The sequence below is a fragment of the Pantoea sp. GABEPS69 genome (assembly GCF_045780835.1).
Taxonomy (GTDB): Bacteria; Pseudomonadota; Gammaproteobacteria; order Enterobacterales; family Enterobacteriaceae; genus Pantoea; species Pantoea septica.
The window spans coordinates 1845145-1870979 of record NZ_CP118618.1; the positions used below are offsets into that span (position 1 = coordinate 1845145).

25 protein-coding genes and 1 pseudogene are annotated in these 25835 nt (G+C 58.4%); 8 read left to right on the forward strand and 18 right to left on the reverse strand.

What is annotated here, in order from left to right; translation table 11 throughout:
* Nucleotides 1-14: 14 nt before the first annotated feature.
* The 3 genes from PVE98_RS09105 to PVE98_RS09115 all read right to left on the reverse strand — a co-directional run bounded on the left by PVE98_RS09105 (nucleotide 15) and on the right by PVE98_RS09115 (nucleotide 1735).
* Nucleotides 15-1082 (reverse strand): acyltransferase, encoded by a 1068-nt coding sequence (locus PVE98_RS09105; RefSeq protein WP_051905530.1) that lies wholly within the window; start codon nucleotides 1080-1082, stop codon nucleotides 15-17.
* A gap of 103 nt (nucleotides 1083-1185) precedes the next feature.
* On the reverse strand, nucleotides 1186-1359 hold the full coding sequence (locus PVE98_RS09110; protein WP_187143638.1) for a hypothetical protein: 174 nt from the start codon (nucleotides 1357-1359) through the stop codon (nucleotides 1186-1188).
* Between the two features lie 79 nt (nucleotides 1360-1438).
* The gene (locus PVE98_RS09115) at nucleotides 1439-1735 is read right to left on the reverse strand and encodes a YciI family protein (RefSeq protein ID WP_033746748.1); all 297 of its coding nucleotides are present in this window, start codon (nucleotides 1733-1735) and stop codon (nucleotides 1439-1441) included.
* Nucleotides 1736-1936: 201 nt separating this feature from the next.
* On the opposite strand from PVE98_RS09115, the gene tonB reads away from it, so the two are divergent.
* Nucleotides 1937-2680 carry a TonB system transport protein TonB gene (gene tonB / locus PVE98_RS09120; protein WP_033746750.1) on the forward strand — a complete coding sequence of 248 codons (744 nt, stop codon included), beginning with the start codon at nucleotides 1937-1939 and terminating at the stop codon, nucleotides 2678-2680.
* Nucleotides 2681-2708: 28 nt separating this feature from the next.
* Here tonB and yciA read toward each other — a convergent pair whose 3' ends face one another.
* From yciA to PVE98_RS09140, 4 genes are all read right to left on the reverse strand, one after another.
* Nucleotides 2709-3131, reverse strand: coding sequence for an acyl-CoA thioester hydrolase YciA (gene yciA / locus PVE98_RS09125; protein ID WP_033746751.1), 423 nt, complete (start codon nucleotides 3129-3131; stop codon nucleotides 2709-2711).
* Between the two features lie 65 nt (nucleotides 3132-3196).
* Nucleotides 3197-3736, reverse strand: a complete 540-nt coding sequence (locus PVE98_RS09130; RefSeq protein WP_033746753.1) for a septation protein A — start codon at nucleotides 3734-3736, stop codon at nucleotides 3197-3199.
* A 59-nt stretch (nucleotides 3737-3795) separates the two neighbouring features.
* Complete coding sequence (locus tag PVE98_RS09135; RefSeq protein WP_033790358.1) at nucleotides 3796-4530, reverse strand: YciC family protein; 735 nt, start codon at nucleotides 4528-4530, stop codon at nucleotides 3796-3798.
* 27 nt (nucleotides 4531-4557) lie between these two features.
* Nucleotides 4558-4974: a YkgJ family cysteine cluster protein gene (locus tag PVE98_RS09140; protein WP_096073260.1), complete on the reverse strand. Its 417-nt coding sequence runs from the start codon at nucleotides 4972-4974 to the stop codon at nucleotides 4558-4560.
* 253 nt (nucleotides 4975-5227) lie between these two features.
* On the opposite strand from PVE98_RS09140, the gene ompW reads away from it, so the two are divergent.
* The gene (gene ompW, locus PVE98_RS09145) at nucleotides 5228-5860 is read left to right on the forward strand and encodes an outer membrane protein OmpW (protein WP_033746760.1); all 633 of its coding nucleotides are present in this window, start codon (nucleotides 5228-5230) and stop codon (nucleotides 5858-5860) included.
* Nucleotides 5861-5905: 45 nt separating this feature from the next.
* Here the strand turns inward: ompW and PVE98_RS09150 are convergent, their stop codons facing one another.
* The 6 genes and pseudogenes from PVE98_RS09150 to PVE98_RS09175 all read right to left on the reverse strand — a co-directional run bounded on the left by PVE98_RS09150 (nucleotide 5906) and on the right by PVE98_RS09175 (nucleotide 12926).
* The gene (locus tag PVE98_RS09150; RefSeq protein WP_033746762.1) at nucleotides 5906-6220 is read right to left on the reverse strand and encodes a BON domain-containing protein; all 315 of its coding nucleotides are present in this window, start codon (nucleotides 6218-6220) and stop codon (nucleotides 5906-5908) included.
* 145 nt (nucleotides 6221-6365) lie between these two features.
* On the reverse strand, nucleotides 6366-7172 hold the full coding sequence (gene trpA, locus PVE98_RS09155; protein ID WP_096073259.1) for a tryptophan synthase subunit alpha: 807 nt from the start codon (nucleotides 7170-7172) through the stop codon (nucleotides 6366-6368).
* Complete coding sequence (gene trpB / locus PVE98_RS09160; protein ID WP_033746769.1) at nucleotides 7172-8362, reverse strand: tryptophan synthase subunit beta; 1191 nt, start codon at nucleotides 8360-8362, stop codon at nucleotides 7172-7174. The genes trpA and trpB overlap by 1 nt, the downstream gene beginning before the upstream one ends.
* A gap of 43 nt (nucleotides 8363-8405) precedes the next feature.
* Nucleotides 8406-9767 (reverse strand): bifunctional indole-3-glycerol-phosphate synthase TrpC/phosphoribosylanthranilate isomerase TrpF, encoded by a 1362-nt coding sequence (gene trpCF / locus PVE98_RS09165; protein ID WP_313619152.1) that lies wholly within the window; start codon nucleotides 9765-9767, stop codon nucleotides 8406-8408.
* Between the two features lie 2 nt (nucleotides 9768-9769).
* A pseudogene (gene trpD, locus PVE98_RS09170) lies at nucleotides 9770-11364 on the reverse strand (bifunctional anthranilate synthase glutamate amidotransferase component TrpG/anthranilate phosphoribosyltransferase TrpD).
* Nucleotides 11364-12926: an anthranilate synthase component 1 gene (locus PVE98_RS09175; RefSeq protein WP_033746780.1), complete on the reverse strand. Its 1563-nt coding sequence runs from the start codon at nucleotides 12924-12926 to the stop codon at nucleotides 11364-11366. Before PVE98_RS09175 ends, trpD begins: the two are co-directional and overlap by 1 nt.
* A gap of 279 nt (nucleotides 12927-13205) precedes the next feature.
* Between PVE98_RS09175 and rnm the strand changes: the two genes are divergently transcribed.
* Nucleotides 13206-14090, forward strand: coding sequence for an RNase RNM (rnm, locus tag PVE98_RS09180; protein WP_096073256.1), 885 nt, complete (start codon nucleotides 13206-13208; stop codon nucleotides 14088-14090).
* 13 nt (nucleotides 14091-14103) lie between these two features.
* A complete protein-coding gene (locus PVE98_RS09185; protein ID WP_033746785.1) occupies nucleotides 14104-14724 on the forward strand; it encodes an L-threonylcarbamoyladenylate synthase in 621 nt (206 codons plus the stop codon).
* Nucleotides 14725-14732: 8 nt separating this feature from the next.
* Here PVE98_RS09185 and PVE98_RS09190 read toward each other — a convergent pair whose 3' ends face one another.
* A complete protein-coding gene (locus PVE98_RS09190; RefSeq protein ID WP_187143637.1) occupies nucleotides 14733-15380 on the reverse strand; it encodes a serine protease in 648 nt (215 codons plus the stop codon).
* A 634-nt stretch (nucleotides 15381-16014) separates the two neighbouring features.
* Nucleotides 16015-17361, reverse strand: coding sequence for an MFS transporter (locus PVE98_RS09195; RefSeq protein WP_096073254.1), 1347 nt, complete (start codon nucleotides 17359-17361; stop codon nucleotides 16015-16017).
* 270 nt (nucleotides 17362-17631) lie between these two features.
* On the opposite strand from PVE98_RS09195, the gene rluB reads away from it, so the two are divergent.
* A complete protein-coding gene (gene rluB / locus PVE98_RS09200) occupies nucleotides 17632-18516 on the forward strand; it encodes a 23S rRNA pseudouridine(2605) synthase RluB (protein WP_033746791.1) in 885 nt (294 codons plus the stop codon).
* A 35-nt stretch (nucleotides 18517-18551) separates the two neighbouring features.
* On the opposite strand, the gene cobO is transcribed toward rluB, so the two are convergent.
* Nucleotides 18552-19142, reverse strand: coding sequence for a cob(I)yrinic acid a,c-diamide adenosyltransferase (gene cobO / locus PVE98_RS09205; protein WP_096073253.1), 591 nt, complete (start codon nucleotides 19140-19142; stop codon nucleotides 18552-18554).
* Entirely contained in the window at nucleotides 19142-19903 is a 762-nt protein-coding gene (locus PVE98_RS09210) for a YciK family oxidoreductase (protein WP_096073252.1), read from the reverse strand. The genes cobO and PVE98_RS09210 overlap by 1 nt, the downstream gene beginning before the upstream one ends.
* 175 nt (nucleotides 19904-20078) lie before the next feature.
* Here PVE98_RS09210 and sohB point away from each other — a divergent pair, with 175 nt between their 5' ends.
* Complete coding sequence (sohB, locus tag PVE98_RS09215) at nucleotides 20079-21128, forward strand: protease SohB (RefSeq protein WP_033746799.1); 1050 nt, start codon at nucleotides 20079-20081, stop codon at nucleotides 21126-21128.
* A 128-nt stretch (nucleotides 21129-21256) separates the two neighbouring features.
* Here the strand turns inward: sohB and PVE98_RS09220 are convergent, their stop codons facing one another.
* A complete protein-coding gene (locus PVE98_RS09220) occupies nucleotides 21257-21505 on the reverse strand; it encodes a YciN family protein (protein WP_096073251.1) in 249 nt (82 codons plus the stop codon).
* A 371-nt stretch (nucleotides 21506-21876) separates the two neighbouring features.
* On the opposite strand from PVE98_RS09220, the gene topA reads away from it, so the two are divergent.
* Complete coding sequence (topA, locus tag PVE98_RS09225; RefSeq protein WP_096073250.1) at nucleotides 21877-24474, forward strand: type I DNA topoisomerase; 2598 nt, start codon at nucleotides 21877-21879, stop codon at nucleotides 24472-24474.
* 198 nt (nucleotides 24475-24672) lie between these two features.
* The gene (gene cysB / locus PVE98_RS09230; RefSeq protein ID WP_033746805.1) at nucleotides 24673-25647 is read left to right on the forward strand and encodes an HTH-type transcriptional regulator CysB; all 975 of its coding nucleotides are present in this window, start codon (nucleotides 24673-24675) and stop codon (nucleotides 25645-25647) included.
* Nucleotides 25648-25835: the final 188 nt, after the last annotated feature.

The window sequence follows — 25835 nt, forward strand, 5'->3', positions numbered from 1 at the left end:
AGGGCGGCTTTCTTTTAGGCGGCTTTCACCCGTGCGGATCGAGCAGCAAAAAGTCGATATCCCAGCGGTTCGATATAGCGCTGCGACAGCCAGGCGACAAACAATGAGATGGCCAGCGCCACAAGAAACTGCATAACGCCATGCACAGGGATCCTCTTGTCTACCATGCGCATAATGACGTTATGGATCAGGTAGAGCGAATAGGAGATATCGCCAAGCCAAATCAACACGCGCGGCGTCAGTTTAGCCAGCAGATCGTCATTGATCGCTACCGCCATCAGCAACAGGCTGACTATTCCGCCGGAGTAAGTGAGTCCGTGCGCGACATGGGACCGCTCTACAATATGCCAGATCGTCCAGAGCAGAATGCCAGTTAACAGTAGCCGACGAACCAGCGTCGGCAAGCGCAGCAGTACTGGCCAGGCGAGTCCCACCGCCACCCCGGCGGCAAATTCCCAGATAATTGGGTTCGTGATCAGGTTAAGCATACCGTGGCGAAAGGCGTAACCCTGCGTCTCAAGCGATATCGCTTGTCCCTGGAATAACGGGAACAGAATCAGCGATGCTATTAGCAAAGCGGCGAGCATTATCCAGCGGTGTCGCAGCAACAGGCTGCACGCCATCAGCAGATAGAACCAGATCTCATAATTCAATGTCCAGCGAATGCCGTACAGCCCGGAATCATCAACGTAAAAAGGGCCATTATCGGCGCTTACCGTGGTAAATGTCAGGGCGCTAATCAGATTATCGAGTTTGTCCTGATAGTGTAAAAGACTCATGCCGCCGCCCAGCGCGAAGCTGAGCAACAGCAGAAAATAATAAGCGGGCAATAAACGCAGCAGGCGACGCTGAATAAAGTGCCAGGCCGCCTTTGGGCCAGTAGACATTCGCGCAACGGAAAGCGTGATAACGAAACCGCTTAGGGCAAAGAAAAGATCGACCCCGATAGCGCCCCAGCCAAACAGGCGATCGCCCGCGCCGGGAAATTGCATATTAATGGTGTAGCGATAGTGAAAGGCCAAAACAGCAAGCGCAGCGATGCCACGCAGTGCCTGAACAGAATTAATCTGTTTATTTTCCATAACAAATCCGCGCCAGAGTGCTAAAAGAGGCGCAGTATAACGGTTATTGAGAAAATTCTTAATGTCGGGCAGGCATATTCTTTACGAAAGTTTAACGTTTGCCTCAATACAGTCGACTGACCAGCACCACATTTACCAGCTGTGCCGCCGCGGCGATTACAATCAGCATTACGATAAGCTGTTTTTTCTGTTTCCAGCCGTCACGCCGCCAGATCAGCAGCGCCTTGACGATCAACCCGAGGGCCAGCGCCAGCAGCGCAATCACCAGCCATTGCATCGCGTTCACTCCATGCGAAAGAAATAAAAATGGCTTCGGCGCGGACGCGGAAGCCATCGTGACAACATCGGTCGGAGGATCAGAAGACGCGTTTAAAGGGTTTTACCGCGACGTTTTTGTAAACGCCGGCCGCAATGTAGGGATCGGCCTCTGCCCAGGCTTGCGCAGCTTCCTGCGAGCTGAACTCCGCGATAATCGCTGAACCGGTAAAACCGGCGACGCCAGGATCGTTGCTGTCAACAGCCGGCATCGGTCCGGCGACGATCAGACGGCCTTCATCCTGCAGCAGCTGCAGGCGCGCCAGATGGGCAGGGCGCACCGAGGTGCGTTTTTCCAGAGAATCAGCGTTATCTTCGGCGTAGATGATGTACAGCACTTGAAAGCCCCCATTGGCTCATCATATTTTCGCAACACGGTAAGGGATCGTAAATAAGAGTGCAAACGAAAGATGGCGTAATGCATAAGGGGCAGCAGGTCAGGTTAAAAAACGGCAATATCTGACCATTTTTCAGCAGTTATTGAAACTGATTGCTATTTGCATTTAAAATCGTGGCTTCATTCTCTTACTGCGACTGTTATGACCACGTTGACGATGCCCATTTTAAAACGTACGCCTGTTTCCGTGCTGCTCTCTGTTGTCCTGCACGGTTCAGTTATCGCCGGCATTCTCTATGCCTCGTTTCATCAGGTAATCAACGTTCCTAAGGTCTCGCAGCCGATTAGCGTCAGCCTGGTCGCGCCGGAAGTGCAGCCTGAACCTGCGCCTGTAGTCCAGCAGCCGCAGCCCGAACCGCAGCCTGAGCCGGTTCCAGAGCCGCAGCCTGTGCCGGAACCGCCTAAGGCCGAGCCGGTGCCAATTCCGGTGCCGCAGCCTAAACCCAAGCCAAAGCCCAAACCGAAACCTAAGGTAGAGCACAAGCGTGAGGTGAAACCGCGCCAGGAGGCGAAGCCGCAGGAGAATCCGTTCAGGCAGGACGCGCCGGCCACCCAGACGAAACCGACCACTGCCCCGAAATCGACGCCGTCGCCTTCGCCATCGCAGTCGACCTCGCAGGGGCCGAAGGCGCTCAGCGTGTCGAAACCGGGGTATCCTGCACGCGCGCAGGCGCTGCGTATTGAGGGGCGCGTGCAGGTACAGTTTGACGTCGGCGACGACGGGCGCGTGGAAAATATCGCTATTCTCTCCGCGCAGCCGCGCAACATGTTCGAACGCGAGGTGAAACAGGCGATGAAACAGTGGCGCTATCAGCCAGGCCGTCCCGGCAAAAACCTGAAGATGACGATCGTCTTTAAAATCAACGGCGGCTCCAGCATCGAATAAAAAAAGCGGTCGTCTGACCGCTTTTTCGCTACTCCGCCGCTTCGAGGTTTGCGCGTCCCGGCGGCAGCGGGCGCGATTTGCCCTCATTATCCACGGCGACATAGATAAACACCGCTTCGGTGGCGCAGTAGGTCTGGCCGATAGGTTCCGATGAGACCTTCTTGATCCACACTTCGACATTGATGGTCATAGAGCTGTTGCCAGTGCGGATGCAGCGCGCGTGGCAGCTCACCACATCGCCCACCGCGACCGGCTTGAGAAACGACATGCCGTCGACGCGCACCGTTACCACGCGTCCTTCCGCAATCTCTTTCGCCAGAATGGCGCCGCCCATATCCATCTGCGACATCAGCCAGCCGCCGAAGATATCGCCATTGGCGTTGGTATCCGCCGGCATCGCCAGGGTACGTAACACCATTTCGCCTTGCGGCAACTTATGTCTTTCGCCCATTGCTCGACTTCTTATGCAGGTGAAGGCGCGCTGCGCCCGTAAGCCCCGTTCTGACCAGGCCGTTTTTATTTTTCTTCTTGTTGCGGCATCTGTCGCCAGATGTAGAGTCCGCTAATCAGGGTAAACAGCAGGGTAAGCGCGGTCAGACCGAATACTTTAAAGTTAACCCAAAAGGCTTCAGGCAACCAAAACGCGACGTAAATATTCGCCAGGCCGCATGCGAGGAAAAAGATCGCCCAGGCGACATTCAGGCGGCGCCAGCTGCTTTCCGGCAGCTGGATCTCTTTGCCCAGCAGGCTTTTGATCAGCGGCTGCGCCATAAAAAACTGGCTGTAGAGCAGCGCCAGCGCGAACAGGCTGTAGATCACCGTGACTTTCCATTTAATAAACTCATCGTTATGGAAAACCAGCGTCAGGGTGCCGAAGATCGCCACCAGGGCGAAGGTGAAAATGGTCATTTTTTCCAGCTTGCGGTAGAGCACCCAGCTCACCACCAGCGCAAGGCCGGTGGCGACGATCAGCGCGCCCGACGCGACGAAAATGTCGTAAAGCTTATAGAAAATAAAGAAGACCACTAAGGGAAGGAAATCGAGTAACTGCTTCATAGTCATTCCAGTTCAGCGAAAACAACACAAAGCCGCGCGCCCCACAGGGCGCAGCGCGCTTAACGAACCAGCATATAGAGCCGGAAAAGGTAGATAACCAGCAGGGCGGAGATCAGGTTGCCGATAGCGGTGATAGCGATAGCCAGCACGTTATCCGGCAGCGCCGTCAACGAGGAAGAGGCGAACAGCAGCGCCATTTTCGCCAGCAGCCAGAGAATAATCGCCGGCGCGATCAGCCTGACGTTTTTCCATGCCAGACGGGAGCTGGCGCGCATCGCGGCGAAAATGCCGCTTTTTTCACTCGCCAGGATCACCGGGGAGAGCGACAGCAGAATCGCCAGAATAATGCCAGGCACCATCAGCACCATAAAGCCCAGCTGCACCACCAGGGTAATCAGGAACGTCTGCAGCAGCAGCTTCGGCAGCAGCGGGGCGGAAGCGCCGATAGCGCGCAGTGCGCTGATGCGCTGTCCGGCGGAGACCATGGGGATCAGGCAGAGCATGCCGCCCAGCAGCAGCGTATTGCCGATCAGCGCGGAGAAGGTGCCGGCCGCAGAGGCGCGCAGCAAAATGCGCTGTTGCTCAGGCGACATATTTTGCACCAGTTCAAACAGCGAAGAGGCGCTGCTATCGCCCTGCTGAAGCTGAGCCAGCTGATCGCCGCCTGGGGTAAAGGCGTGCACCAGAATGACCGTGATAAAGGCCGTCAGTAACGACATCAGCACGATGGTCAGAAGCTGGTGGCGGAAAAAATTTCCTGTGTCACGGTATAACGAGCTTGCCGTGATAGACATGTACTCTCCTTGGTGGAACCGGGTTGATTAACCCGGCGATTGTACATGGTCTGGCCCGGCGCTGGCACCCGCAGCGCGATAACTTTCTGTCATGGAAGGTAAAGAAGGGTGAAAAAGAGGCGGCAGGCCATAGCGAGCGCGGGCGCGGTCGCAGGCTTCGTTATAAACGCCGTTTTCGCCCGACATGGCGAATTCGCGACAGGGCGAGGGGCGCTGCGCATAGATGCCGCAGGAGGTGCAGTCGCCCGGCTCGCCCTGCAGCGCCACGCAGCGCGGTTCGCGCGTGTTGGTGCCGCGCATATTGCGCATCAGCAGGCTTAACGGCTCGGTGAGCTCGACCGGGACCGCGCCGCCGGCGTCATCGGCTTCAGCCCAGTAAAACGAGACGCGGAAATGGGCGCAGCAGGCGCCGCAGGTCATGCAAGGGTTTAGATTATCGCTCATTTGATCGCCCGCCACTCCTGAGGCATCGAACCAAAATCAACACGGGGAAAAAGCAAAATAATCACGCCGCTAAATTTCTTCAAGCGAAATTTCTGGAATGTCTGCCGGACTAAAATTGATCTAAATCAATCCCTTGCTTTTTATATGGTTTTTCGTGATTGATTCGGATGCATTTTTTGCAAAATCCCGTTAGAACGTTGCCCACAACGTCACACCATAATTTCCCCCGTTTATCTTGTGCAAAGGAGTGATCATGAAACTGGCAAAATGCGCTTTCTTACTGGCAATGGCTCTACCTCAACTGGCACTGGCTCATGAAGCCGGCGATTTCTTTATGCGCGCCGGCAGCGCGACGGTGCGTCCAACCGAAGGTTCCGATAACGTGCTGGGGATGGGGGGCTTCGACGTCAGCAACAATACCCAGCTCGGCCTGACCTTTACTTATATGGCGACAGACAACATCGGCGTCGAGCTTCTCGCGGCGACGCCGTTCCGCCATAAGGTGGGCCTGGGCGCGACCGGCACGCTGGCGACGGTGCGTCAGCTGCCGCCGACTCTGATGGCGCAATATTACTTCTTCGACAGCCAGAGCAAAGTGCGCCCCTACGTCGGCGTGGGCATCAACTACACCACCTTTTTCGACACGGACTTTAATCAGACCGGCCGTGATGCAGGGCTTAGCGACCTTAGCGTGAAAGATTCCTGGGGCGTGGCGGGACAGGTCGGTCTCGACTACCAGATTAACCGCGACTGGATGCTGAACGCCTCGCTCTGGTATATGGATATTGATACGGAAGTGAAGTTTAAGGCGGGCGGCAAGCAGCAGAATATCGATACGCGCATCGATCCTTTCGTCTTCTTCTTCGGTGCAGGCTACCGCTTCTGATAAAAAAAAGGCCGCGAATCGCTCGCGGCCTTTTGCGTTTCTGCGTTATTTAATCTGCATGTTGTTCACAACAGACTTCACGCCTTTCACGGTACGGGTCACTTCTACCGCACGGCTGGCCATCTGCGGCGAGCTGACGAAACCGCTTAGCTGCACGCGGCCCTTAAAGGTTTCAACGTTAATCTCGCGTGATTTGAGTTCATCGTCATTCAGCAGCTGTGCTTTGACTTTGGTGGTGATCACCGTGTCGTCGATATAACCGCCGGTGCCTTCCTGCTTCGCCGTCGGCGCACAGGCGCTCAGCGTCAGCGCAACAACCACGGCGACCAGCGCGCCTGCAAGGACTTTAAACAGTTTCATTGCTTCTCTCCCTGTCTCAAACAAGATGCGCCGTTACCATAACGGCGCGCAAAACAAGTGTGGGCGGGAAAAGCGAAAGCGGCAACGTCGGGATGTAAAAAAGAGTGAAAAATCATGCTCCCTCAGCGGAGAGAGCATGAAAAGATCAGCGGGTGGCGGCTTTCAGGCTGCTGACGAAGGCGGTCAGTTTCGCCAGCATCTCTTCCGGCTGCGCATGGTGCTGCTCAATGATTTTCACAATCGCCGAGCCGGAGATGGCGCCCGCGGCGCCCGCGCTGAGCGCCTCTTTGACCTGCGCCGGTTCGGAGATGCCGAATCCCTGCAGCGGCGGCGCGGCGTTATATTCGCGCAGCTTTTCGATCAGGCGCTGCAGCGGCAGGCTGCTGGCGCGATTTTCCGCGCCGGTCACGCCCGCGCGCGACAGCAGATAAGTGTAGCCGCGACCGTGAGAGGCGACTTCGCGCAGCAGATCGTCGCTGGCGTTAGGCGGACAGATAAAGATCGGTGCGATACCGTGGCGCAGCGCCGCCTGGCGGAACGGCGCCGACTCTTCGACCGGCACATCCGCCACCAGCACTGAATCCACGCCCGCCTCGGCACAGCGCGCATAGAAGGCGTCGATGCCGTTGGCGAACACCAGGTTGGCGTACATCAGCAATCCGATGGGCAGATCGGGATATTTCCGGCGCACGCTGCTGAGCAGTTCGAAGCACTGCGCGATTGTCGTGCCAGCCGCGAAGGCGCGCAGGGTGGCGTTCTGAATGGTTGGACCATCCGCCAGCGGATCGGAGAAGGGAATGCCCAGCTCCAGCGCGTCGGCGCCGCCCGCGACCAGCGCGTCGATCACGCTTAACGACAGCGCCGGCGAGGGATCGCCCAGCGTGACGAAGGGCACGAACGCGCCTTCTTTGCTGGCCTGTAAACGCGTAAACAGCTGTTGATAACGCTCCATCAGATTTCTCCCTGCGCAGTCAGAATATCGTGAACGGTAAAGATGTCTTTATCGCCGCGGCCCGAAAGGTTTACCACCAGCAGCTGCTCTTTCTCTGGATTCTCGCGGATCATCTTCAGCGCGTGGGCAAGGGCGTGCGAGGACTCCAGCGCCGGGATGATGCCTTCGGCGCGGCAGAGTTCCTTGAAGGCAGCCAGCGCTTCATTATCGGTAATCGACACATAGTCAGCACGGCCGATGCTGTTGAGGTGCGCATGCTGCGGGCCGACCGACGGAAAGTCGAGACCGGCGGAAATAGAGTAGGACTCTTCGATCTGCCCTTCTTCGGTCTGCATCATCGGCGACTTCATGCCGAAATAGATGCCGACGCGGCCATGCTTGAGCGGCGCGCCGTGCTCGCCGGTCTCAATACCGTGACCGGCAGGCTCGACGCCGATCAGGCCAACGCTCTCTTCATTGATAAAGTCGGCGAACATGCCGATGGCGTTCGAGCCGCCGCCGACGCAGGCGATAACCGCATCAGGCAGGCGCCCCTCTTTTTCCAGAATCTGCGCTTTCGTCTCTTCGCCGATCATGCGCTGGAACTCGCGCACGATAGTCGGGAAGGGATGCGGGCCCGCCGCGGTGCCAAGCATATAGTGCGCGGTTTCGTAGCTGCCGGACCAGTCGCGCAGCGCCTCGTTGCAGGCGTCTTTCAGCGTGGCGGAGCCGCTGTGCACCGGGATCACCTCGGCGCCCATCAGTCGCATGCGGAAGACGTTCGGCGACTGGCGTTCAACATCTTTCGCGCCCATATAGATGCGGCACTTCATACCGAGCAGCGCACACGCCAGCGCCGAGGCGACGCCGTGCTGGCCCGCACCGGTTTCGGCGATGATTTCATTTTTGCCCATGCGTTTCGCCAGCAGCGCCTGACCCAGCACCTGATTGGTTTTGTGGGCGCCGCCGTGCAGCAGATCTTCGCGCTTCAGGTAGAGGCGCGTTTTCGTGCCTTTCGTCAGGTTGCTGCACAGCGTCAGCGCCGTCGGACGTCCCGCATAGTTTTTCAGCAGGTCGGTGAATTCCGCCTGAAACGCCGGGTCTTTCTGCGCCTCGACAAAGGCCGCTTCCAGCTGTTGCAGCGCCGGCATCAGGATCTGCGGCACATACATGCCGCCAAAGTCGCCAAAATAGGGGTTCAGTAGAGTCATGGTTTCATCTTCCTTTTAGGCCCGCCGTAGCGGACCTGACAAATCAGTAGGCGCGCAGCGTGCGGAAAACCGCCGCGATTTTGCTGGCATCTTTGATGCCGGGCGCGCTTTCCACGCCGGAGTTGAAGTCGAGGCCCGCGCAGCCGAGGCGCGCCGCTTCTACGCAGTTGTCCGCGCCCAGGCCGCCGGCAAGCAGCACGTCGCTTAAATCCTGGTCCTGCAGCAGCGACCAGTCGAAGCGTTCGCCGCTGCCGCCGTTGCCGTTGTCAAAGACGTAACGATCGACATGCGGCCAGTCGCGCGCGGGCAGCGCGCTTTTGATGCTGAGCGCTTTCCAGATAGCGACGGCGGCGGGCAGCGCAGCGCGCAGCTCTGCGACATAGGCGCGATCTTCATCGCCGTGCAGCTGAACGGCGCTCAGGCGCAGCGTATCGGCCATCGTGACAACGTCACTGACAGCGCTGTTACGAAACACGCCGACGTAGCGCAGCGGCGCGCCGGCTATCACCTGCTGCGCCTGCGACGCGTCGAGTCGACGCGGCGAACCGTCGGCGAAGATCAGGCCGCCGTAAAGCGCGCCGGCCTCAAAGGCGGCGCGCGCGTCTTCCGCTCGCGTCAGCCCGCATACTTTGTTGTCGCCCAGCAGCACGCGACGTACCGCGGCCGCCAGGTCCGGCTCTTCCATCAGCGCCGAGCCGATCAGGAAGCCGTTGGCAAAGTGGCTCAGCTCGCGCACCTGAGCATAGTTATGAATGCCCGATTCGCTGATCACCGTTACGCCGTGCGACAGGCGCGGCGCCAGCTGACGCGTGCGGTCGAGATCGATCGACATATCGCGCAGGTCGCGGTTGTTGATGCCGACCACTTTCGCTTCCAGCGCAATGGCGCGCTCCAGCTCAGCTTCGTTGCTGACCTCGGTCAGCACGCCCATCTTCAGGCTGTGCGCCACGGCGGCCAGCTGACGATACTCCTCGTCGTTTAATACCGACAGCATCAGCAGGATGGCGTCAGCCTGATAGTGGCGCGCCAGATAGATCTGATAAGGGTCGATAATAAAGTCTTTGCACAGCACCGGCTGAGTAAGCGCCGCGCTGACGATCGGCAGAAAGTCGAAGCTGCCCTGGAAATATTTCTCGTCGGTCAGCACCGAGACGGCGGAGGCGTAGTGGCGATAAACGCCCGCGATGGCTGCCGGGTCGAAATCGTCGCGGATCAGCCCTTTAGAAGGGGACGCTTTTTTGCACTCCAGAATAAACACGGTGCGGGCGCCCTGCAGCGCGTGGTAAAAGCTGCGGGAGGCGGGCTGCACATCATTCTGGAAGGAGGCGAGCGGCTGTTGCGCCTTGCGCGCCTCGACCCACTGCGCTTTGTCCTGAACAATCTTCTCTAAAATCGTACCTTGCATGGTTATCCTCTTGCTGCCAGAGCGACAACGCGTTCATAGGCTTGTCCGCTGCGGATGGCCTGAAGCGCACGCTGCGCGTTTTCACGCAAATCTTCATGACCGAATACTTTCAACAACATCGCCACGTTGACGGCGACCGCTTCCTCATGGGCCTGCTGGCCATTACCCTGAAGTAAACGGGTCAGAATGTCACGGTTTTCTTCCGGCGTGCCGCCGGCCAGCGCTTCCTTGGGATGGAAGCCGAAACCGAAGTCTTCCGGCGTGAGCTGATAGCGGGTGATTTCGCCATCGCGCAGCTCGGCGACGTGGGTTTCGCTGTGCAGCGCCACCTCGTCCATACCGCCGCCGTGCACCACCGCGGCGCGCTGGTAGCCCAGCACCTTCAGCGTCTGGGCGATCGGCAACACCAGTTCGGGGCTGTAGACGCCGATCACCGCCAGCGGCGGCCGCGCCGGGTTGATTAACGGGCCGAGCACGTTGAACAAGGTGCGGGTTTTCAGCTGCTGGCGCACCGGCATCGCATGGCGAAAGCCGGTGTGATACTGCGGCGCGAACAGAAAACAGACGTTGAGATCGTCCAGCGCCGCGCGCGCCTGCTCGGCGGGCATATCCAGGCTGATGCCGAACGCCGCCAGCAGATCGGAGGAGCCCGACTTGCTGGAGACGCTACGGTTGCCGTGCTTCGCCACTTTCAGCCCGCAGGTGGCGGCGACGAAGGCGCTGGCGGTTGAAATATTGATGCTGTTGCTGCCGTCGCCGCCGGTGCCAACGATATCGGCAAAGGCGTAGGTCGGGCGCGGAAAGGGTCGGGCATCTTCCAGCAGCGCGCTGGCGGCGCCCGCGATCTCCTGCGGCGATTCGCCGCGCACCTTCATGGCGATCAGCGCGGCGGCAAGCTGCGTCGGCTCCAGCTGACCGGTAATAATGGCGCTGAACAGCTGATGGCTTTCGCCCTGAGTCAGCGACTGCGCCTGATAGAGTTTTTCCAGGATGGCATGCATGATCATTCTCCCTGTGATGTCGCCAGCGCCCAGGCCAGCGTCTGCTCCAGCAGACGGGCGCCCTGAGTGGTCAGGATGGATTCAGGATGGAACTGGAAGCCGCAGACGCGATCGGCGTCGTGGCGCACCGCCATCACCATGCCGTTGTAGCTGGCGTTGACCGTCAGCTCCGCCGGCGTATTGCTGCCCACCAGCGAGTGATAGCGCGCGACCGGCAGCGGGTTGCTCAGTCCGGCGAACATCGCTTCCTCGTCGTGATTCACGGCGGAGGCTTTGCCGTGCAGGATCTCGCCCGCCTGGCCGACATGGCCGCCGTAGGCTTCGACAATCGCCTGGTGGCCGAGGCAGATGCCGATAATCGGCAGGCGCCCGCGCAGGGTTCGCAGCAGCTCCGGCATGCAGCCAGCGTCTTTCGGCGCGCCAGGACCCGGCGACAGCATCAGCACCGGATTCTCCATGCGTTGCAGGCGTTCGGTCAGCACCGACGCCGGCACATTGTTGCGGTAGATCACCACGTTGTGGCCGAAGGCGCGCAGCTGATCAACGAGGTTATAGGTAAAGGAGTCGATGTTATCGAGCAGCAGGATATCGGCCATCAGAAAATCTCCTTGCAGTGATGGGCGGTCGCGATGGCGCGCAGCACGGCGCGCGCTTTGTTGCGGCTTTCGTCCGCTTCGGCCTGCGGGTTGGAGTCGAGCACTACGCCGGCGCCCGCCTGTACGGTGGCGACGCCGTCCTCCACCCAGGCGGAACGAATAACGATGCAGGTATCGAGGTCGCCGTTAGCGGTGAAGTAGCCGACCGCGCCGCCGTAGCTGCCGCGGCGCGTGCCTTCCGCCGCAGCGATCAGCTGCATGGCGCGCACTTTCGGCGCGCCGCTCAGGGTGCCCATATTCATGCAGGCGCGGTAGGCGTGCAGCACGTCGAGGTCTTCGCGCAGCGTGCCGACCACGCGCGACACCAGGTGCATCACGAACGAGTAACGGTCGACCTTGGTCAGATCGGCGACGTAGCGGCTGCCCGGCACGCAGATGCGCGCCAGATCGTTGCGCGCCAGATCCACCAGCATCAGGTGCTCGGCCAGCTCTTTATGATCGGTGCGCATCTCAAGCTCAATGCGGCTGTCGAGATCGCGATCCAGCGAACCATCGGCGTGTCGGCCGCGCGGACGCGTGCCGGCGATCGGGTAGATCTCGATCTGGCGCGTGGCGGCGTCATACTTCAGCGAGCTCTCCGGCGAGGCGCCGAACAGCGCGAAGTCGCGATCCTGCATAAAGAACATATAGGGGCTGGGATTGCTGTTCTTCAGCGTTTCGTAGGCGGCGAGCGGCGACGGGCAGGGCAACGAAAAGCGGCGCGACGGCACGACCTGGAAGATCTCGCCGATGCGAATCGCTTCCTGCATCTGACGCACGGTGTCGCAATAGGCTTCGTCGCTCTGGCTGACGCTCAGCGTCATCTGCTCGACTTTCTGCACCGGCAGCGCCGGCGCGGGCTGCAGCATCTGACCGTGCAGCTGCTCAATACGGCTTTGCAGACGCTGGAATTCGCTGGTGGAGGGGCAGAACAGGCTTGCCTGCAGCGTAGCGCTGCGCGTCTGATGGTCGAGCACCAGCAGCGTCTCCGCCAGGTAGAAGCAGTAGTCGGGGCAGCGCTGCTGATTTTCCAGCGCGGGCAGCTCCTCGAAGCCCGCCACCAGATCATAGGCGAACAGGCCGCCCAGCAGCACCGCTTCGCGCTCGTCCGCCGGCGCGTTCACCAGACGTGGAATCAGGCGCAGCGCGTCGAAAACCGACAGCGCCTGCAGGCGCGAGTCTTCATCCTGCACCGCGTCGGCGGACGGAAAGTGCAGCTCGCGGCCGTCCGGACGCGGTTCGATTTTCACGTCCGCAGGCAGCGCCGCGTCGAGCAGCGGCAGCAGCGCGCGACCGTTTTCCGACAGCGCCTGCACCGTTACGCAGGATCCCAGCGCGCTGACGCGCAGGGCGCTGTCGACGATCAGCAGGCTCTTCAGGTTCTGTTTGCTGTCGATATCTGCCGACTCGAGCAGCAGCGTTGCCGGACGTGCGCCGCATAACTGGTGAAACACTGCGGCCGGATCTTCGCGATAGGGCGCGGTGCCGGTAATCAACTTCACTGTAGGTTTCGCATTTGGCATGTTGTTCTCTCTGAAATTCGCCTAAAAAAAAGCCCGCTTTAAGCGGGCTCGGGTCTCTGCACTGCGTTACGCAAGGGATGCTGGACGTCGCCCGTCGGGGGAAACATCGCGCCACCAGCCTGCAGAAAGCATCAAAATCGTCGCCATGACAGAGAACCCGTTTAGTTGTGAACTTGTGTACTAGTTAACGGGTTCAGCGGATAAAAGTCAATACGCTTTTTCACCCGAGCATAAAATCGTTATCATGCTGGCCGCTTCATCGTGCAGCAGGAGTGCCATTTGAACGAGATTGCCCGTTTTCCTCTTTATGATTTACACAGCCATACCCGCGCCTCTGACGGGCTGCTGACGCCCGAGGCGCTGGTCGAGCGCGCCGTCGCCATGCGCGTCGGCGTGCTGGCGATTACCGATCACGACAGCGTGGCGGGCGTCGCCGCGGCGCAGCGCGCCGTCAGCGAGCAGGCGCTGCCGCTGAAGGTGCTGGCGGGCATAGAGGCGTCGACGCTGTGGGAAAACCATGAGATTCATATCGTCGGGCTGAATATCGATATCAGCCATCCGGCGATGATTGCCTTTCTGGCGGAGCAGGCGCGCTGTCGTCAGGCGCGCGCAGAGCTGATCGCCGAGCGGCTGGAGAAGGCGCGCATCCCTGACGCGCTGGCTGGCGCCGCGCGGCTGGCGGATGGCGGTGTCATTACGCGCGGCCACTTCGCCCGCTTTTTAATTGAGCAGGGCAAAGCGGACACGGTGGCGCAGGTGTTCAAAAGCTATCTGGCGCGCGGTAAAACCGGCTACGTTCCACCGCAATGGTGTACAATTAAACAAGCCATTGATGCCATTCATCATTCTGGCGGCTGTGCGGTGCTGGCGCACCCAGGTCGCTACGGTTTGTCGGCGAAGTGGCTGAAGCGGCTTATCGCGCATTTCCGCGATGTGGGCGGCGACGCGATGGAAGTCGCGCAGTGTCAGCAGGCGCCCAATGAACGCGCGCAGCTGGCGCAGTACGCCCGCGATGCCGAGCTGGCTGGATCGCAAGGTTCCGATTTTCACCAACCCTGTCCGTGGATTGAGCTGGGCCGCAAACTCTGGCTGCCGGCTGGCGTCGAGCCGGTATGGGAACGTTTCCCGGCGCTGGCGCCCGCAGTCTCTGACGCGGACAGGTGATACGAGGTTTTTTATGAGTCAACTGTTTCACATTCATCCGGACAATCCGCAGCCGCGCCTGGTTTCGCAGGCGGTCGACTACCTCAATAAGGGCGGGGTGATCGTCTATCCTACCGACTCCGGCTATGCGCTGGGCTGTCGTCTGGAAGAAAAAAACGCGCTGGAGCGCATCTGCCGCATTCGTCAGCTGGACGGCAATCACAACTTCACGCTGATGTGTCGCGATCTGTCGGAAATCTCCAACTATTCTCAGGTAGATAACAGCGCGTTTCGCCTGCTGAAAAACAACACGCCGGGCAGCTATACCTTCATTCTGAAGGCGACCAAAATTGTGCCGCGTCGTCTGATGAACGATAAGCGTAAAACCATCGGGCTGCGCGTGCCGTCCAACCCGATTGCGCTGGCGCTGCTGGAAGCGCTCAACGAGCCGATGATGTCGACCTCGCTGATCCTGCCGGGCAACGATTTCACCGAATCGGACCCGGAAGAGATCCAGCACAGCATCGGCAAGCTGGTCGATTTAATTATCGATGGCGGCACGCTGGGACAGCAGCCAACAACGGTTGTCGATCTCACCAGCGATGCGCCCGCCGTCGTGCGCGAAGGTTCAGGCGATCCCCGACCTTTCCTGTAACAGCCTGGTCAGGCGCCGCTCTGCGCCGTCTGACCAATATTCTGTTTCAGCCAGTTTTGAAAGTCGGAATAGGGAATATAGAGCGACACATCTTTTAAAACGGTTTTGCCGCTGCTGCTACTTTTTATTTCATCGCTAAAACCAACAATGACGCCGCCCAGCGTATTATCCGCATTATAGACCGCGCCGCCCGACATCCCTTTCACAACGCCTGCATTTGACGCCATCGCCATACAGGGTTTTTTATTCCAGCTGTTGCGAATGGCGGTGCGCGCTAAATTACTGCCCGATGATTCAACCGGCATAGCGGAAATAAAACTGTAGCCGTACATTTTGACCGGATCGCCGATGGCGCCGCTGCGGAATTTCGCCAGCGTAGCCGCATCATTCTTGTGGTAAATGATCGCCAGATCGCAATAGGGGTGATACGCCTTTACGCGCTGCACGGCAAACTTCGCGACGTGCGCCGCCGTCAGGCTATATTCAGGCGTGATGGGAATGCTGCTGCCCAGCGTGCCGAGCCCGAGAACCGTAGGAATGCCGGTGAAACTCATGTCCACGTGCTGCATTGCCGTACGGCTATATTCGGTATGGCCCACAGAGCAACCGCCTAAAGCCAGCGCAGCAAACGCCGGCCATAAGAACAGTTTTCTCATGGTGATTATCTTCATGCTGGCATGTCGGAAAATCCCTGGTGAAGATTTTTGACATGCAATTTCAGACTCATCATTGAGCCGTATTAACGCTGCATTTCCGGTAGCGCCGGTTTATTTTTTAAAGAAACTGCAAAGAGCAAGTTAATTTCTCGTTAATAACTTTCGCTGGAGCAAGGCTATAAGATTAATAATACGAAAGTGATTATTTGCGTTTCTGGCTCTGATTTTACCGGTAAATAATCCGCAGACAATCGATTAAGATTAATCTTAAAAAGAAATGCGAATAAATAGGGTGATAAACCAATCTGTGGTTTTAAAGGCGGGAATAAAGTGCGACGACCATTCAGGAGACGCGCCCTGCGTTAAATTATCAGAATAATTCACTGTAGAGTGAAGCGGCGCCAGATTAAAAAATGTATCAGAGAAGTAAGTTAAGCTTAACGTTCTTTTAATTGTATCGTAAGGCTAATGAATCCTCTGCTGCCGCCATACATTAGCGGCGGCAATCAGAGCATGCAGCGCGTAAAACTATTTTCGCTTCAGCAGGTTGGCGAAAAAAACAGCCAAAATGTTGTTGCGCGGCAGATTAATCATTGCCCTCGTGAAGAGGGCAACTGAGAGGAAACCGGTCGAGTTAGCGCCGCTGCCAGCTGTGATATTCCGCATCGCGTCGTCCCGGCGCGGTCTCCGGCAACCGTGCCAGACCCACCAGAGAGATCGCTCCCAGTACCCCGACATAGATCGCCAGCCCATACCAGTGGCCATCCGTGATCTGCAGGATTTTAACCGCGGCCAGGCCGAGAATACCGCTGCCGATCAACGAACCGATTTGCCAGATCACCGCAATGCCGCTACAGCGGATATGGGTAGGAAAGAGTTCGGGGAACCACGACGCCTGCGGGGCGTAACACATGCTGTGGCCCAGCGTCAGCGCCACGATCATGGCGATCTGCGTCAGCCAGTAGCTGTTTTGCTGCAGGGCGAGGAAAAAGGGCACGATTGATAGCACGATCAGCAGGGTGCCCAGCAGATAAACCGGTTTACGGCCGATGCGATCGGAAAGCGCGCCCATCAGCGGGATGGCGAAAATTTCCAGTATCACCGCCACAATCATGCTCTCCATGAGAATATTGTTGTCGAGCTGGTTCGCTTTGCCCCATGCCAGAATGATCACCGTAAACAGCGCGAAGGCGCAGGCTTCGATCAGCTTTGCCGCCACGCCGTTCAGCACCAGCCCCGGATAAGTCTGGATTACCTCTTTCAGCGGCCGCGACTCTGCCGCTTTGGTGGCGCGGATTTCGGCGAATACCGGCGACTCGTCGATGCGCAGACGGATAAACAGCCCGACGATTACGAGCAGCGCGCTCAGCAGAAAGGGCACGCGCCAGCCCCAGCTCATCATCTGATCGGTGGTCAGCATGGCATTCAGGATGGCGAACAGCGCCAGCGGCAGTAGAAAGCCGGTCGGCGCGCCAATCTGCACCCAGCTGGCGAAATAGCCGCGCCGCGCGGGCTGCGCATACTCCGCGGTCATCAGCACCGCGCCAGCCTGCTCGCCGCCAACGCCAAAGCCCTGCAGCAGACGGATAACGATAAGGGATATTGGCGCCCAGATGCCGATGGTGGCGTAGGTCGGCAGCAGGCCGATGCAAAAGGTGCCCAGGCCTACGATAAGAATGGTGACCACCAGCGCTTTTTTACGACCCACTTTATCGCCGATATGGCCGAATATAATCCCGCCGACCGGTCGCGCCAGAAAGCCGACGGCGTAGGTGGCGAAAGCGGCCAGGGTGCTGACCAGCGGATTATCGCTGGGAAAGAAGAGGTGGCCGAAGAACAGCACCGCAGCGGTGCCGTAGGCAAAAAAATCATAATATTCCGCGGCGGTGCCGATAGCGGATGCGCTGGCGACCCGGCGTATTATCTGCCGATGATCGGCGTCTCCAGAAGCCTGGATGGACGGGGTGATTTCAGAGGTCACTGGAAAGTCTCCTTAATATAAATAAGGCACTACCATACAAGTCTGGTTTATAGGGTGTTGCGAAAGCGATCACAACTGGTGGAAAAAGCGCCTTGTTTCCATCGTCAAAAAAGGCTGCAGATTGCTAACGGCATCTCCTGCCGTCAGTAAATTAAGCAGGTTACAAAACCGTAAATTAAAGGTATAATAGGCGGAATGTCATAATTTAAGTTATTGATTTTAAAGAATTTTAACCCAAATGACGCCTGGGAAGGCGACAGTGAGGCCGCTATGAGCGAAAAGTTACAGAAAGTCCTGGCACGTGCAGGCCACGGTTCCCGTCGTGAAATCGAAGCAAAAATCGCCGCTGGTCGCGTCAGTATCGACGGCAAACTCGCCACTCTGGGCGACCGCATTGAAAATGACAAATCCCTGAAAATCCGCATCGACGGCCATCTGGTTTCTATCGCCGAGTCGGCGACGGAAGTCTGCCGCGTGCTGGCCTACTATAAGCCTGAAGGCGAACTCTGCACCCGTAGCGATCCGGAAGGCCGCCCAACGGTGTTCGATCGCCTGCCGCGCCTGCGCGGCTCCCGCTGGATTGCGGTTGGACGTCTTGACGTTAATACCTGCGGGCTGATGCTGTTCACGACCGACGGCGAACTGGCGAACCGCCTGATGCATCCGAGCCGCGAAGTTGAGCGCGAATATGCCGTGCGCGTGTTTGGTCAGGTGGACGACGATAAAATTCGTCAGCTGAGCAAAGGGGTGCAGCTGGAAGATGGCCCGGCAGCCTTTAAAACGCTGCGCTTCGCCGGCGGCGAAGGGGTCAACCAGTGGTATAACGTCACCCTGACCGAAGGACGCAACCGTGAAGTGCGTCGCCTGTGGGAAGCGGTCGGCGTGCAGGTCAGCCGCCTGATGCGCGTGCGCTACGGCGATATCACGCTGCCGAAAGGCTTGCCGCGCGGCGGCTGGATGGAGATGGATCTGGCGGCGGTGAACTATCTGCGCTCGCTGGTGGGCATGGATGACGAAACGGTCACCAAGCTGGCGGTGGAAAAAGATCGTCGCCGCACCAAGGCGAATCAGATTCGTCGTGCCGTCAAGCGCCATACTCAGGTGAGCAGCAGCGGTCGACGCAGCAACAACAACAGCGGCGGCAAACGCGGCTAATAAAAAACGCAGCTCACGGGCTGCGTTTTTTTTGCCTACCAGTCGATGCCTTGCTGCGCCTGGATCCCGGCGTCGAAGGCGTGCTTCACGGGCCGCATTTCGGTCACGGTATCCGCGCGCTCGATGAGCGCACGATGGCAGCCGCGCCCGGTCAGGATCACGCTCTGATGCGCCGGACGCGCCGCCAGCGCGCGCTCCAGATCGTCCAGCGGCAGATAATTCATGCTCACCATATAGGTGATCTCGTCGAGCAGCACCAGATCCAGGGTAGCGTCCGCCAGCATGCGCATGGCGTGTTGCCACACCCCCTGACAGGCGGCGGTGTCGGTCGCGCGGTTCTGCGTCTCCCAGGTAAAGCCGGTGGACATCACCTGAAACTCCACGCCGTGCTGCGCCAGCAGATTGCGCTCGCCGTTGGGCCATTCGCCCTTGATAAACTGGATAACGCCCACCTTTTTGCCGTGCCCCACCGCACGCAGCGCGGTGCCGAAGGCGGCGGTGGTTTTGCCTTTGCCATTGCCGGTAAAGACCATCATGATGCCGCGCGTTTCCGTCGCGGCGGCGATGCGCGCGTCAACCTGCTCTTTCAGCCGCTGCTGTCGCTGCTGGTGGCGATCGTCGCCCATTACTCTGCCGCTCCTGGCTTGCGTCCGGGCTGGGCGTCGAAGCTGATGCCGGTTTTGCGGCGGCTGTCGTCGCCCATGACATAAAGGTAGAGCGGCATCAGATCGGCCGGGGTTTTCAGCTTGTCGGCATCTTCCTGCGGGAAGGCGGAGGCGCGCATTTTGGTGCGCGTGCCGCCAGGATTGATACAGTTGACCCGCAGCGACTGGTTCTTATACTCATCCGCCAGCACCTGCATCATGCCTTCGGTGGCGAACTTCGATACCGCATAAGCACCCCAGCCGGCACGGCCGGTGCGGCCCACGCTGGAAGTGGTGAAGACCAGCGAGCCGGCGCTTGATTTCAGCAGCAGCGGCAGCAGCGCCTGGGTCAGGAAAAAGGTGGCGTCGAGGTTAATCTTCATGACCTGCTGCCAGATCTGCGGATCCAGCTCGGCGAGCGGCACGATCTCGCCGAGAATGCCGGCGTTGTGCAGCACGCCGTCCAGATGCGGAAACTGCTGCGCCAGCTGGTCGGCCAGCTGCTGACAGGATGCCGGGGTCGCCTGCGCCAGATCGAACACCAGGCAGTGCGCCGGGCGCAGGCCCAGCTGAGCGATCGCCTGCTGCGTTTGCTCCAGCCGATCCAGGTTACGTCCCAGCAGGATCACTTCCGCGCCGTAGCGCGCATAGGTGATGGCGGCTTCGCGGCCAATGCCGTCGGAGGCGCCGGTGACGAGAATGATGCGGTTTTGCAGCAGGTCGCTTTTCGGTTGATAGTGCACGACATGTTTCCTTGAGCGCGTAAACGGGTTTTTGGCTTTATGCCTCAATTCGCCGGAGGGTGCAATCATCCGCTGGCGCTTTCTGTGCCGGGCGCTGGCATTTCAGGCGACGCGCGACGCTAAACCCGGTAAACTCTCCGATCGGTGCTAATTCTCTGTTTAATAAGGCGGCAGAATGGATTTACTCTCCAGCTATGGATTATTTCTCGCTAAAGCGGTGACGGTGGTGATCGCCGTCGCCGCCGTTGTGGCGATTATCGTTAACGCGGCGCTGCGCAAGCGCGGCCAGGCGGCCGGGCAGCTACGGCTGACGCACCTGGGCGACGACTATCAGCAAATGAAGGACGATCTGCAGCTGGCTAAAATGAAGCCGCAGGTGCAGAAAGTGTGGCTGAAGCAGCATAAAAAAGCGGAAAAGCAGAAGGCGAAGGCGGAGAAGCGCGCCGCGAAGCAGGGGGTCGTCGAGAGCCAGAAGCCGACGCTCTATGTGATCGATTTCAAGGGCAGCATGGATGCCGGCGAAGTCACGGCGCTGCGCGAAGAAGTTTCCGCCGTGCTGGCGGTGGCGGAGAAGGGCGACGAAGTGCTGCTGCGGCTGGAGAGCCCGGGCGGCGTGGTGCATGGCTACGGCCTGGCGGCGTCGCAGCTGCAGCGCCTGCGCGATCGCGGTCTGCGCCTGACGGCGGCGGTGGATAAAGTGGCCGCCAGCGGCGGCTACATGATGGCCTGCGTGGCGGATCGCATCGTGGCGGCCCCTTTCGCCATCCTCGGCTCCATCGGCGTGGTGGCGCAGATCCCGAACTTCAACCGCCTGCTCAAGCGCAACGATATCGATGTCGAACTGCATACCGCGGGGCAGTACAAACGCACCCTGACGCTGTTTGGCGAGAATACCGACGAGGGCCGCGAGAAGTTTCAGGAAGATCTCAACGAAACGCACCTGCTGTTTAAAGAGTTCGTGCATCAGATGCGGCCGTCGCTGGATATCGACAAAGTCGCGACGGGCGAACACTGGTATGGCCGCCAGGCGCTGGCGTTAAATCTTATCGACGATATCAGCACCAGCGACGAGCTGATCATCAGTCAGATGGATGTGTTTAACGTGCTGGGCGTGCACTATGCGCGTCGTCGCAAGATGATCGACCGCGTCACCCACAGCGCCGGCTCGGTCGCGGAACGCCTGCTGATGAAGTGGTGGCAGCGCGGCGAGAAGCCGCTGCTTTAACCGCCAGCCAGGCAAATATCTGATCAGCCTGCAGGCGGCTATCTGGCCCTGAAGAGCAAAGCGTCGCGCGCAAGGGAGTGCGCGGGCCAAGCACGCAGAAATGCGTTTTTGCTATCAGGGCCGGGTTTTTACGCCAGGTGATAGCGCGACGAGAGCGTCAGCGCCAGATATTTAAAGACGTTAAACACCGCCGTAGTTTTCGCTGTCGGCAGCCCTTCGTCATCAAGAAAAAAGGGGCCGCGGAACACCAGCACGTCGCCTTGCTGGATCACCTCGTCGGCTTCCAGACCGGCAAAATAATCGTCGTGTTCCCGAATAAGCGTATTGGCTTTTTCCAGTAGCGCCTGGCGTGAAATGGGTTGCGTAATTTTCTGCATTGAATATCCCCTTTTTGACATCCATAAAATCCTTTCTATATTACGTGCCAAAACCGCTGCGCGGCAAATCAGCAAAACGCGTGAAAATCTGGCGCAAAATTCAACTGAGTGCTAATTAAGTTGCGTAACGAATTTTATCAGGTAGAGTGTGGGCGATTCAGATTTCAGGGAGATCACACCGGGAAGTGTGATTGTGTCAGATGAAAAAGTCGCTCTTATTCATACCCTTGCATAAACATATGCCAGCTGGCCCGAGATTGACCCCGCAGCCTTGAAAAGCAAAAAAGGCGCAACAATATTGAACCCACTGGGTTTCTGGGCATCAAATCCTCTCCCGTTTATCAGGACGTTTTCATTAGGTAAAGGTACATATGGGTAAAGCACTCGTCATCGTTGAGTCCCCGGCAAAGGCCAAAACAATCAATAAATACCTCGGTAGTGACTACGTGGTGAAATCCAGCGTCGGTCATATCCGTGATTTGCCGACCAGTGGTTCAACCGCGAAAAAGAGTGCTGACGGGGCCGGCGACAAAAAAGCGAAAAAAGTTAAAAAAGATGAAAAGGCCGCGCTGGTCAGCCGTATGGGCGTCGACCCCTATCACGGCTGGAAAGCGGATTATCAGATCCTGCCCGGCAAGGAAAAAGTCGTCTCCGAACTGAAAGCGCTGGCGCAAAACGCCGACCACATTTATCTCGCAACCGACCTTGACCGCGAAGGGGAAGCCATCGCCTGGCACCTGCGGGAAGTCATCGGCGGCGACGACAAGCGCTTTAGCCGCGTAGTGTTTAACGAAATCACCAAAAATGCGATTCGTCAGGCGTTTGAAACGCCGGGCGAACTGAATATTGACCGCGTCAACGCCCAGCAGGCGCGTCGCTTTATGGACCGCGTCGTCGGCTATATGGTCTCGCCGCTGCTGTGGAAAAAAATCGCGCGCGGCCTTTCTGCCGGTCGCGTTCAGTCCGTGGCGGTGCGTCTGGTGGTTGAGCGCGAGCGGGAAATCAAAGCGTTCGTGCCGGAAGAGTACTGGGAGCTGAATGTCGATCTGCATACCGCAAAAGGCGACCTGCTGGCGATGTCGGTCACCCACCAGAACGACAGCCCGTTCCGTCCGGTTAATGGCGAGCAGACCCAGGCCGCCGTCGCGCTGCTGGAAAACGCCCGCTATGAAGTCGTGGATCGCGAAGATAAACCGACCAGCAGCAAGCCTGGCGCACCTTTTATTACCTCGACGCTGCAGCAGGCGGCGAGTACGCGACTCGGCTTCGGCGTCAAAAAAACCATGATGATGGCGCAGCGCCTCTATGAAGCGGGCCACATTACCTACATGCGTACTGACTCCACCAACCTGAGTCAGGATGCGCTGGCGATGGCGCGCGGCTACATCGACAAAAACTTCGGCAAAAAGTATCTGCCGGAGACGGCGAACACCTACGCCAGCAAAGAGAATTCCCAGGAAGCGCACGAAGCGATCCGTCCTTCCGACGTCAACGTCGTGGCGGAAAAGCTCAAGGATATGGAAGCGGACGCGCAGAAGCTCTACCAGCTGATCTGGCGTCAGTTCGTCGCCTGTCAGATGATGCCGGCGCAGTACGACTCCACCACGCTCACCGTCGCTGCCGCCGGCTTCAAGCTGAAGGCGAAAGGTCGCACGCTGCGCTTCGACGGCTGGACGCGCGTGATGCCTGCGCTGCGTAAAAACGACGAAGACCGCACGCTGCCGCACGTCGCCAAAGGCGAAACGCTCGATCTGCAGCAGCTGACGCCAAGCCAGCACTTCACCAAACCGCCGGCGCGCTTCAGCGAAGCCTCGCTGGTGCGCGAGCTGGAGAAGCGCGGCATCGGCCGTCCGTCTACCTACGCTGCCATTATCTCGACCATTCAGGATCGCGGCTACGTACGCGTCGAGAACCGCCGTTTCTACGCCGAGAAGATGGGCGAGATCGTCACCGATCGGCTGGAAGAGAACTTCCGCGATCTGATGAACTACGACTTTACCGCCACCATGGAAGACAGCCTTGACCGCGTCGCCAATAACGAGGCGGAGTGGAAAGGCGTGCTGGATAACTTCTTCAGCGACTTTACTCAGCAGCTGGATAAAGCGGAGAAAGATCCGGAAGAGGGCGGCATGCAGCCGAACCCGATGGTGCTCACCTCTATCGACTGTCCGACCTGCGGACGCAAGATGGGTATCCGCACCGCCAGCACCGGCGTCTTCCTCGGCTGTTCGGGCTATGCGCTGCCGCCGAAAGAGCGCTGCAAGCAGACCATCAACCTGATCCCGGAAAACGAAGTGCTGAACGTGCTGGAAGGCGACGACGCTGAAACCAACGCGTTGCGCGCGCGTCGCCGCTGCCAGAAGTGCGGTACGGCGATGGACAGCTACCTGATTGATCCGCAGCGTAAGCTGCACGTCTGCGGTAATAACCCGGAGTGCGACGGTTACGAGATCGAGCAGGGCGAATTCCGCATTAAAGGCTACGATGGTCCGGTAGTGGAGTGCGAGAAGTGCGGGTCGGAAATGCACCTGAAAATGGGGCGCTTCGGCAAGTATATGGCCTGTACCAACGACGACTGTAAAAACACGCGTAAAATTCTGCGTAACGGCGAGGTTGCGCCGCCGAAAGAAGATCCGGTGCCGCTGCCTGAACTGCCGTGCGAGAAATCGGACGCCTATTTCGTGCTGCGCGACGGAGCGGCTGGCGTGTTCCTCGCGGCCAACACCTTCCCGAAATCGCGTGAAACCCGCGCGCCGTTAGTGGAAGAGCTGCAGCGCTTTAAAGATCGTCTGCCGGAAAAACTGCGCTATCTGGCTGAGGCACCTGCGACCGATGCCGACGGCAACAAGACGATGGTGCGCTTTAGCCGTAAAACCAAACAGCAGTATGTCGCCTCTGAGAAAGAGGGCAAAGCGACAGGCTGGTCGGCGTTTTATATCGACGGCAAGTGGCAGGAAGCGAAAAAGTAATCTCCTCTCATTATCTAAGGCCAGCGCTGCTGGCCTTTTTCTTAGCCTTATATCAAAACGTTCTACATTCCTCCCCGCGATGATATAGTGGTTATAGCATTTCCGACATGTTCCTGTGCTTTGCCTCTTTTCTCACCGATCCGGCGAAAATACGTCAATCGGGGATGCTGCTCTGTAGCTTACTGGGATGGAACAGATATGAAATTGCAGCAGTTGCGCTATATCGTCGAAGTGGTTAATCACAACCTGAACGTCTCTTCGACAGCAGAAGGGCTTTACACTTCTCAGCCGGGCATCAGTAAGCAGGTGCGCATGCTGGAGGATGAGCTGGGCGTGCAGATCTTTGCACGCAGCGGCAAGCATTTAACTCAGGTTACGCCGGCTGGCGAGGAGATCATTCGCATCGCCCGCGAGGTGTTGTCCAAAGTCGATGCGATAAAATCGGTGGCGGGAGAGCATACCTGGCCGGATAAGGGATCGCTCTATGTGGCGACAACCCATACCCAGGCGCGCTATGCCTTGCCGGGCGTCATTAAGGGCTTTATCGAGCGCTATCCGCGCGTCTCCCTGCATATGCATCAGGGGTCGCCGACGCAGATCGCCGAGGCGGTCTCTAAAGGCAACGCCGATTTCGCTATCGCCACCGAAGCGCTGCATCTCTACGACGATTTGATTATGCTGCCGTGCTACCACTGGAATCGCGCTATCGTAGTAACGCCCGATCATCCGCTGGCGGGCAAGGGCCAGGTCTCTATCGAAGAGCTGGCGGAATACCCGCTGGTGACCTACACCTTTGGCTTTACCGGACGTTCGGAACTGGATACTGCGTTCAACCGCGCTGGCCTGACGCCGCGCATTGTGTTCACCGCAACCGACGCAGACGTTATTAAAACTTATGTGCGCTTAGGCCTTGGCGTCGGCGTTATCGCCAGCATGGCGGTCGATCCCATTGCCGATCCTGACCTGGTGCGCATCGAGGCGGCGGAAATTTTCACCAACAGCACTACCAAAATCGGCTTCCGGCGCAGCACCTTTTTGCGTAGCTATATGTATGATTTTATTCAACGCTTTGCACCGCATCTGACGCGTGACGTGGTCGATGCGGCGGTCGCGCTGCGCTCTAACGAAGATATCGAAGCGATGTTCAAAGACATCAAGCTGCCGTTTAAGTAACGCCGCGTTTCGTTTAGCATTGCTAAAGGCTGCCCAGGGCAGCCTTTTTTATCCGTAGCCGTTAGCGCCACCTTAATGTCGAAAAAAGTTATTATTTTTTTGTAAATGAAACATCGATCACATGTTTTTCTGTTTACGTTACTTAAATGAGAAACAGTACACAATTTTAACTTTGCCGCTTTGCGCCA

Bases quoted from the DNA above. Each gene is read 5' to 3' on its own strand.
- PVE98_RS09105 (WP_051905530.1), bottom strand. From the start codon at position 1,082: ATGGAAAATAAACAGATTAATTCTGTTCAGGCACTGCGTGGCATCGCT.
- PVE98_RS09110 (WP_187143638.1), bottom strand. From the start codon at position 1,359: ATGCAATGGCTGGTGATTGCGCTGCTGGCGCTGGCCCTCGGGTTGATC.
- tonB (WP_033746750.1), top strand. From the start codon at position 1,937: ATGACCACGTTGACGATGCCCATTTTAAAACGTACGCCTGTTTCCGTG.
- yciA (WP_033746751.1), bottom strand. From the start codon at position 3,131: ATGGGCGAAAGACATAAGTTGCCGCAAGGCGAAATGGTGTTACGTACC.
- PVE98_RS09130 (WP_033746753.1), bottom strand. From the start codon at position 3,736: ATGAAGCAGTTACTCGATTTCCTTCCCTTAGTGGTCTTCTTTATTTTC.
- PVE98_RS09135 (WP_033790358.1), bottom strand. From the start codon at position 4,530: ATGTCTATCACGGCAAGCTCGTTATACCGTGACACAGGAAATTTTTTC.
- PVE98_RS09140 (WP_096073260.1), bottom strand. From the start codon at position 4,974: ATGAGCGATAATCTAAACCCTTGCATGACCTGCGGCGCCTGCTGCGCC.
- ompW (WP_033746760.1), top strand. From the start codon at position 5,228: ATGAAACTGGCAAAATGCGCTTTCTTACTGGCAATGGCTCTACCTCAA.
- PVE98_RS09150 (WP_033746762.1), bottom strand. From the start codon at position 6,220: ATGAAACTGTTTAAAGTCCTTGCAGGCGCGCTGGTCGCCGTGGTTGTT.
- trpA (WP_096073259.1), bottom strand. From the start codon at position 7,172: ATGGAGCGTTATCAACAGCTGTTTACGCGTTTACAGGCCAGCAAAGAA.
- trpB (WP_033746769.1), bottom strand. From the start codon at position 8,362: ATGACTCTACTGAACCCCTATTTTGGCGACTTTGGCGGCATGTATGTG.
- trpCF (WP_313619152.1), bottom strand. From the start codon at position 9,767: ATGCAAGGTACGATTTTAGAGAAGATTGTTCAGGACAAAGCGCAGTGG.
- PVE98_RS09175 (WP_033746780.1), bottom strand. From the start codon at position 12,926: ATGCCAAATGCGAAACCTACAGTGAAGTTGATTACCGGCACCGCGCCC.
- PVE98_RS09185 (WP_033746785.1), top strand. From the start codon at position 14,104: ATGAGTCAACTGTTTCACATTCATCCGGACAATCCGCAGCCGCGCCTG.
- PVE98_RS09190 (WP_187143637.1), bottom strand. From the start codon at position 15,380: ATGAGAAAACTGTTCTTATGGCCGGCGTTTGCTGCGCTGGCTTTAGGC.
- rluB (WP_033746791.1), top strand. From the start codon at position 17,632: ATGAGCGAAAAGTTACAGAAAGTCCTGGCACGTGCAGGCCACGGTTCC.
- cobO (WP_096073253.1), bottom strand. From the start codon at position 19,142: ATGGGCGACGATCGCCACCAGCAGCGACAGCAGCGGCTGAAAGAGCAG.
- sohB (WP_033746799.1), top strand. From the start codon at position 20,079: ATGGATTTACTCTCCAGCTATGGATTATTTCTCGCTAAAGCGGTGACG.
- PVE98_RS09220 (WP_096073251.1), bottom strand. From the start codon at position 21,505: ATGCAGAAAATTACGCAACCCATTTCACGCCAGGCGCTACTGGAAAAA.
- topA (WP_096073250.1), top strand. From the start codon at position 21,877: ATGGGTAAAGCACTCGTCATCGTTGAGTCCCCGGCAAAGGCCAAAACA.
- cysB (WP_033746805.1), top strand. From the start codon at position 24,673: ATGAAATTGCAGCAGTTGCGCTATATCGTCGAAGTGGTTAATCACAAC.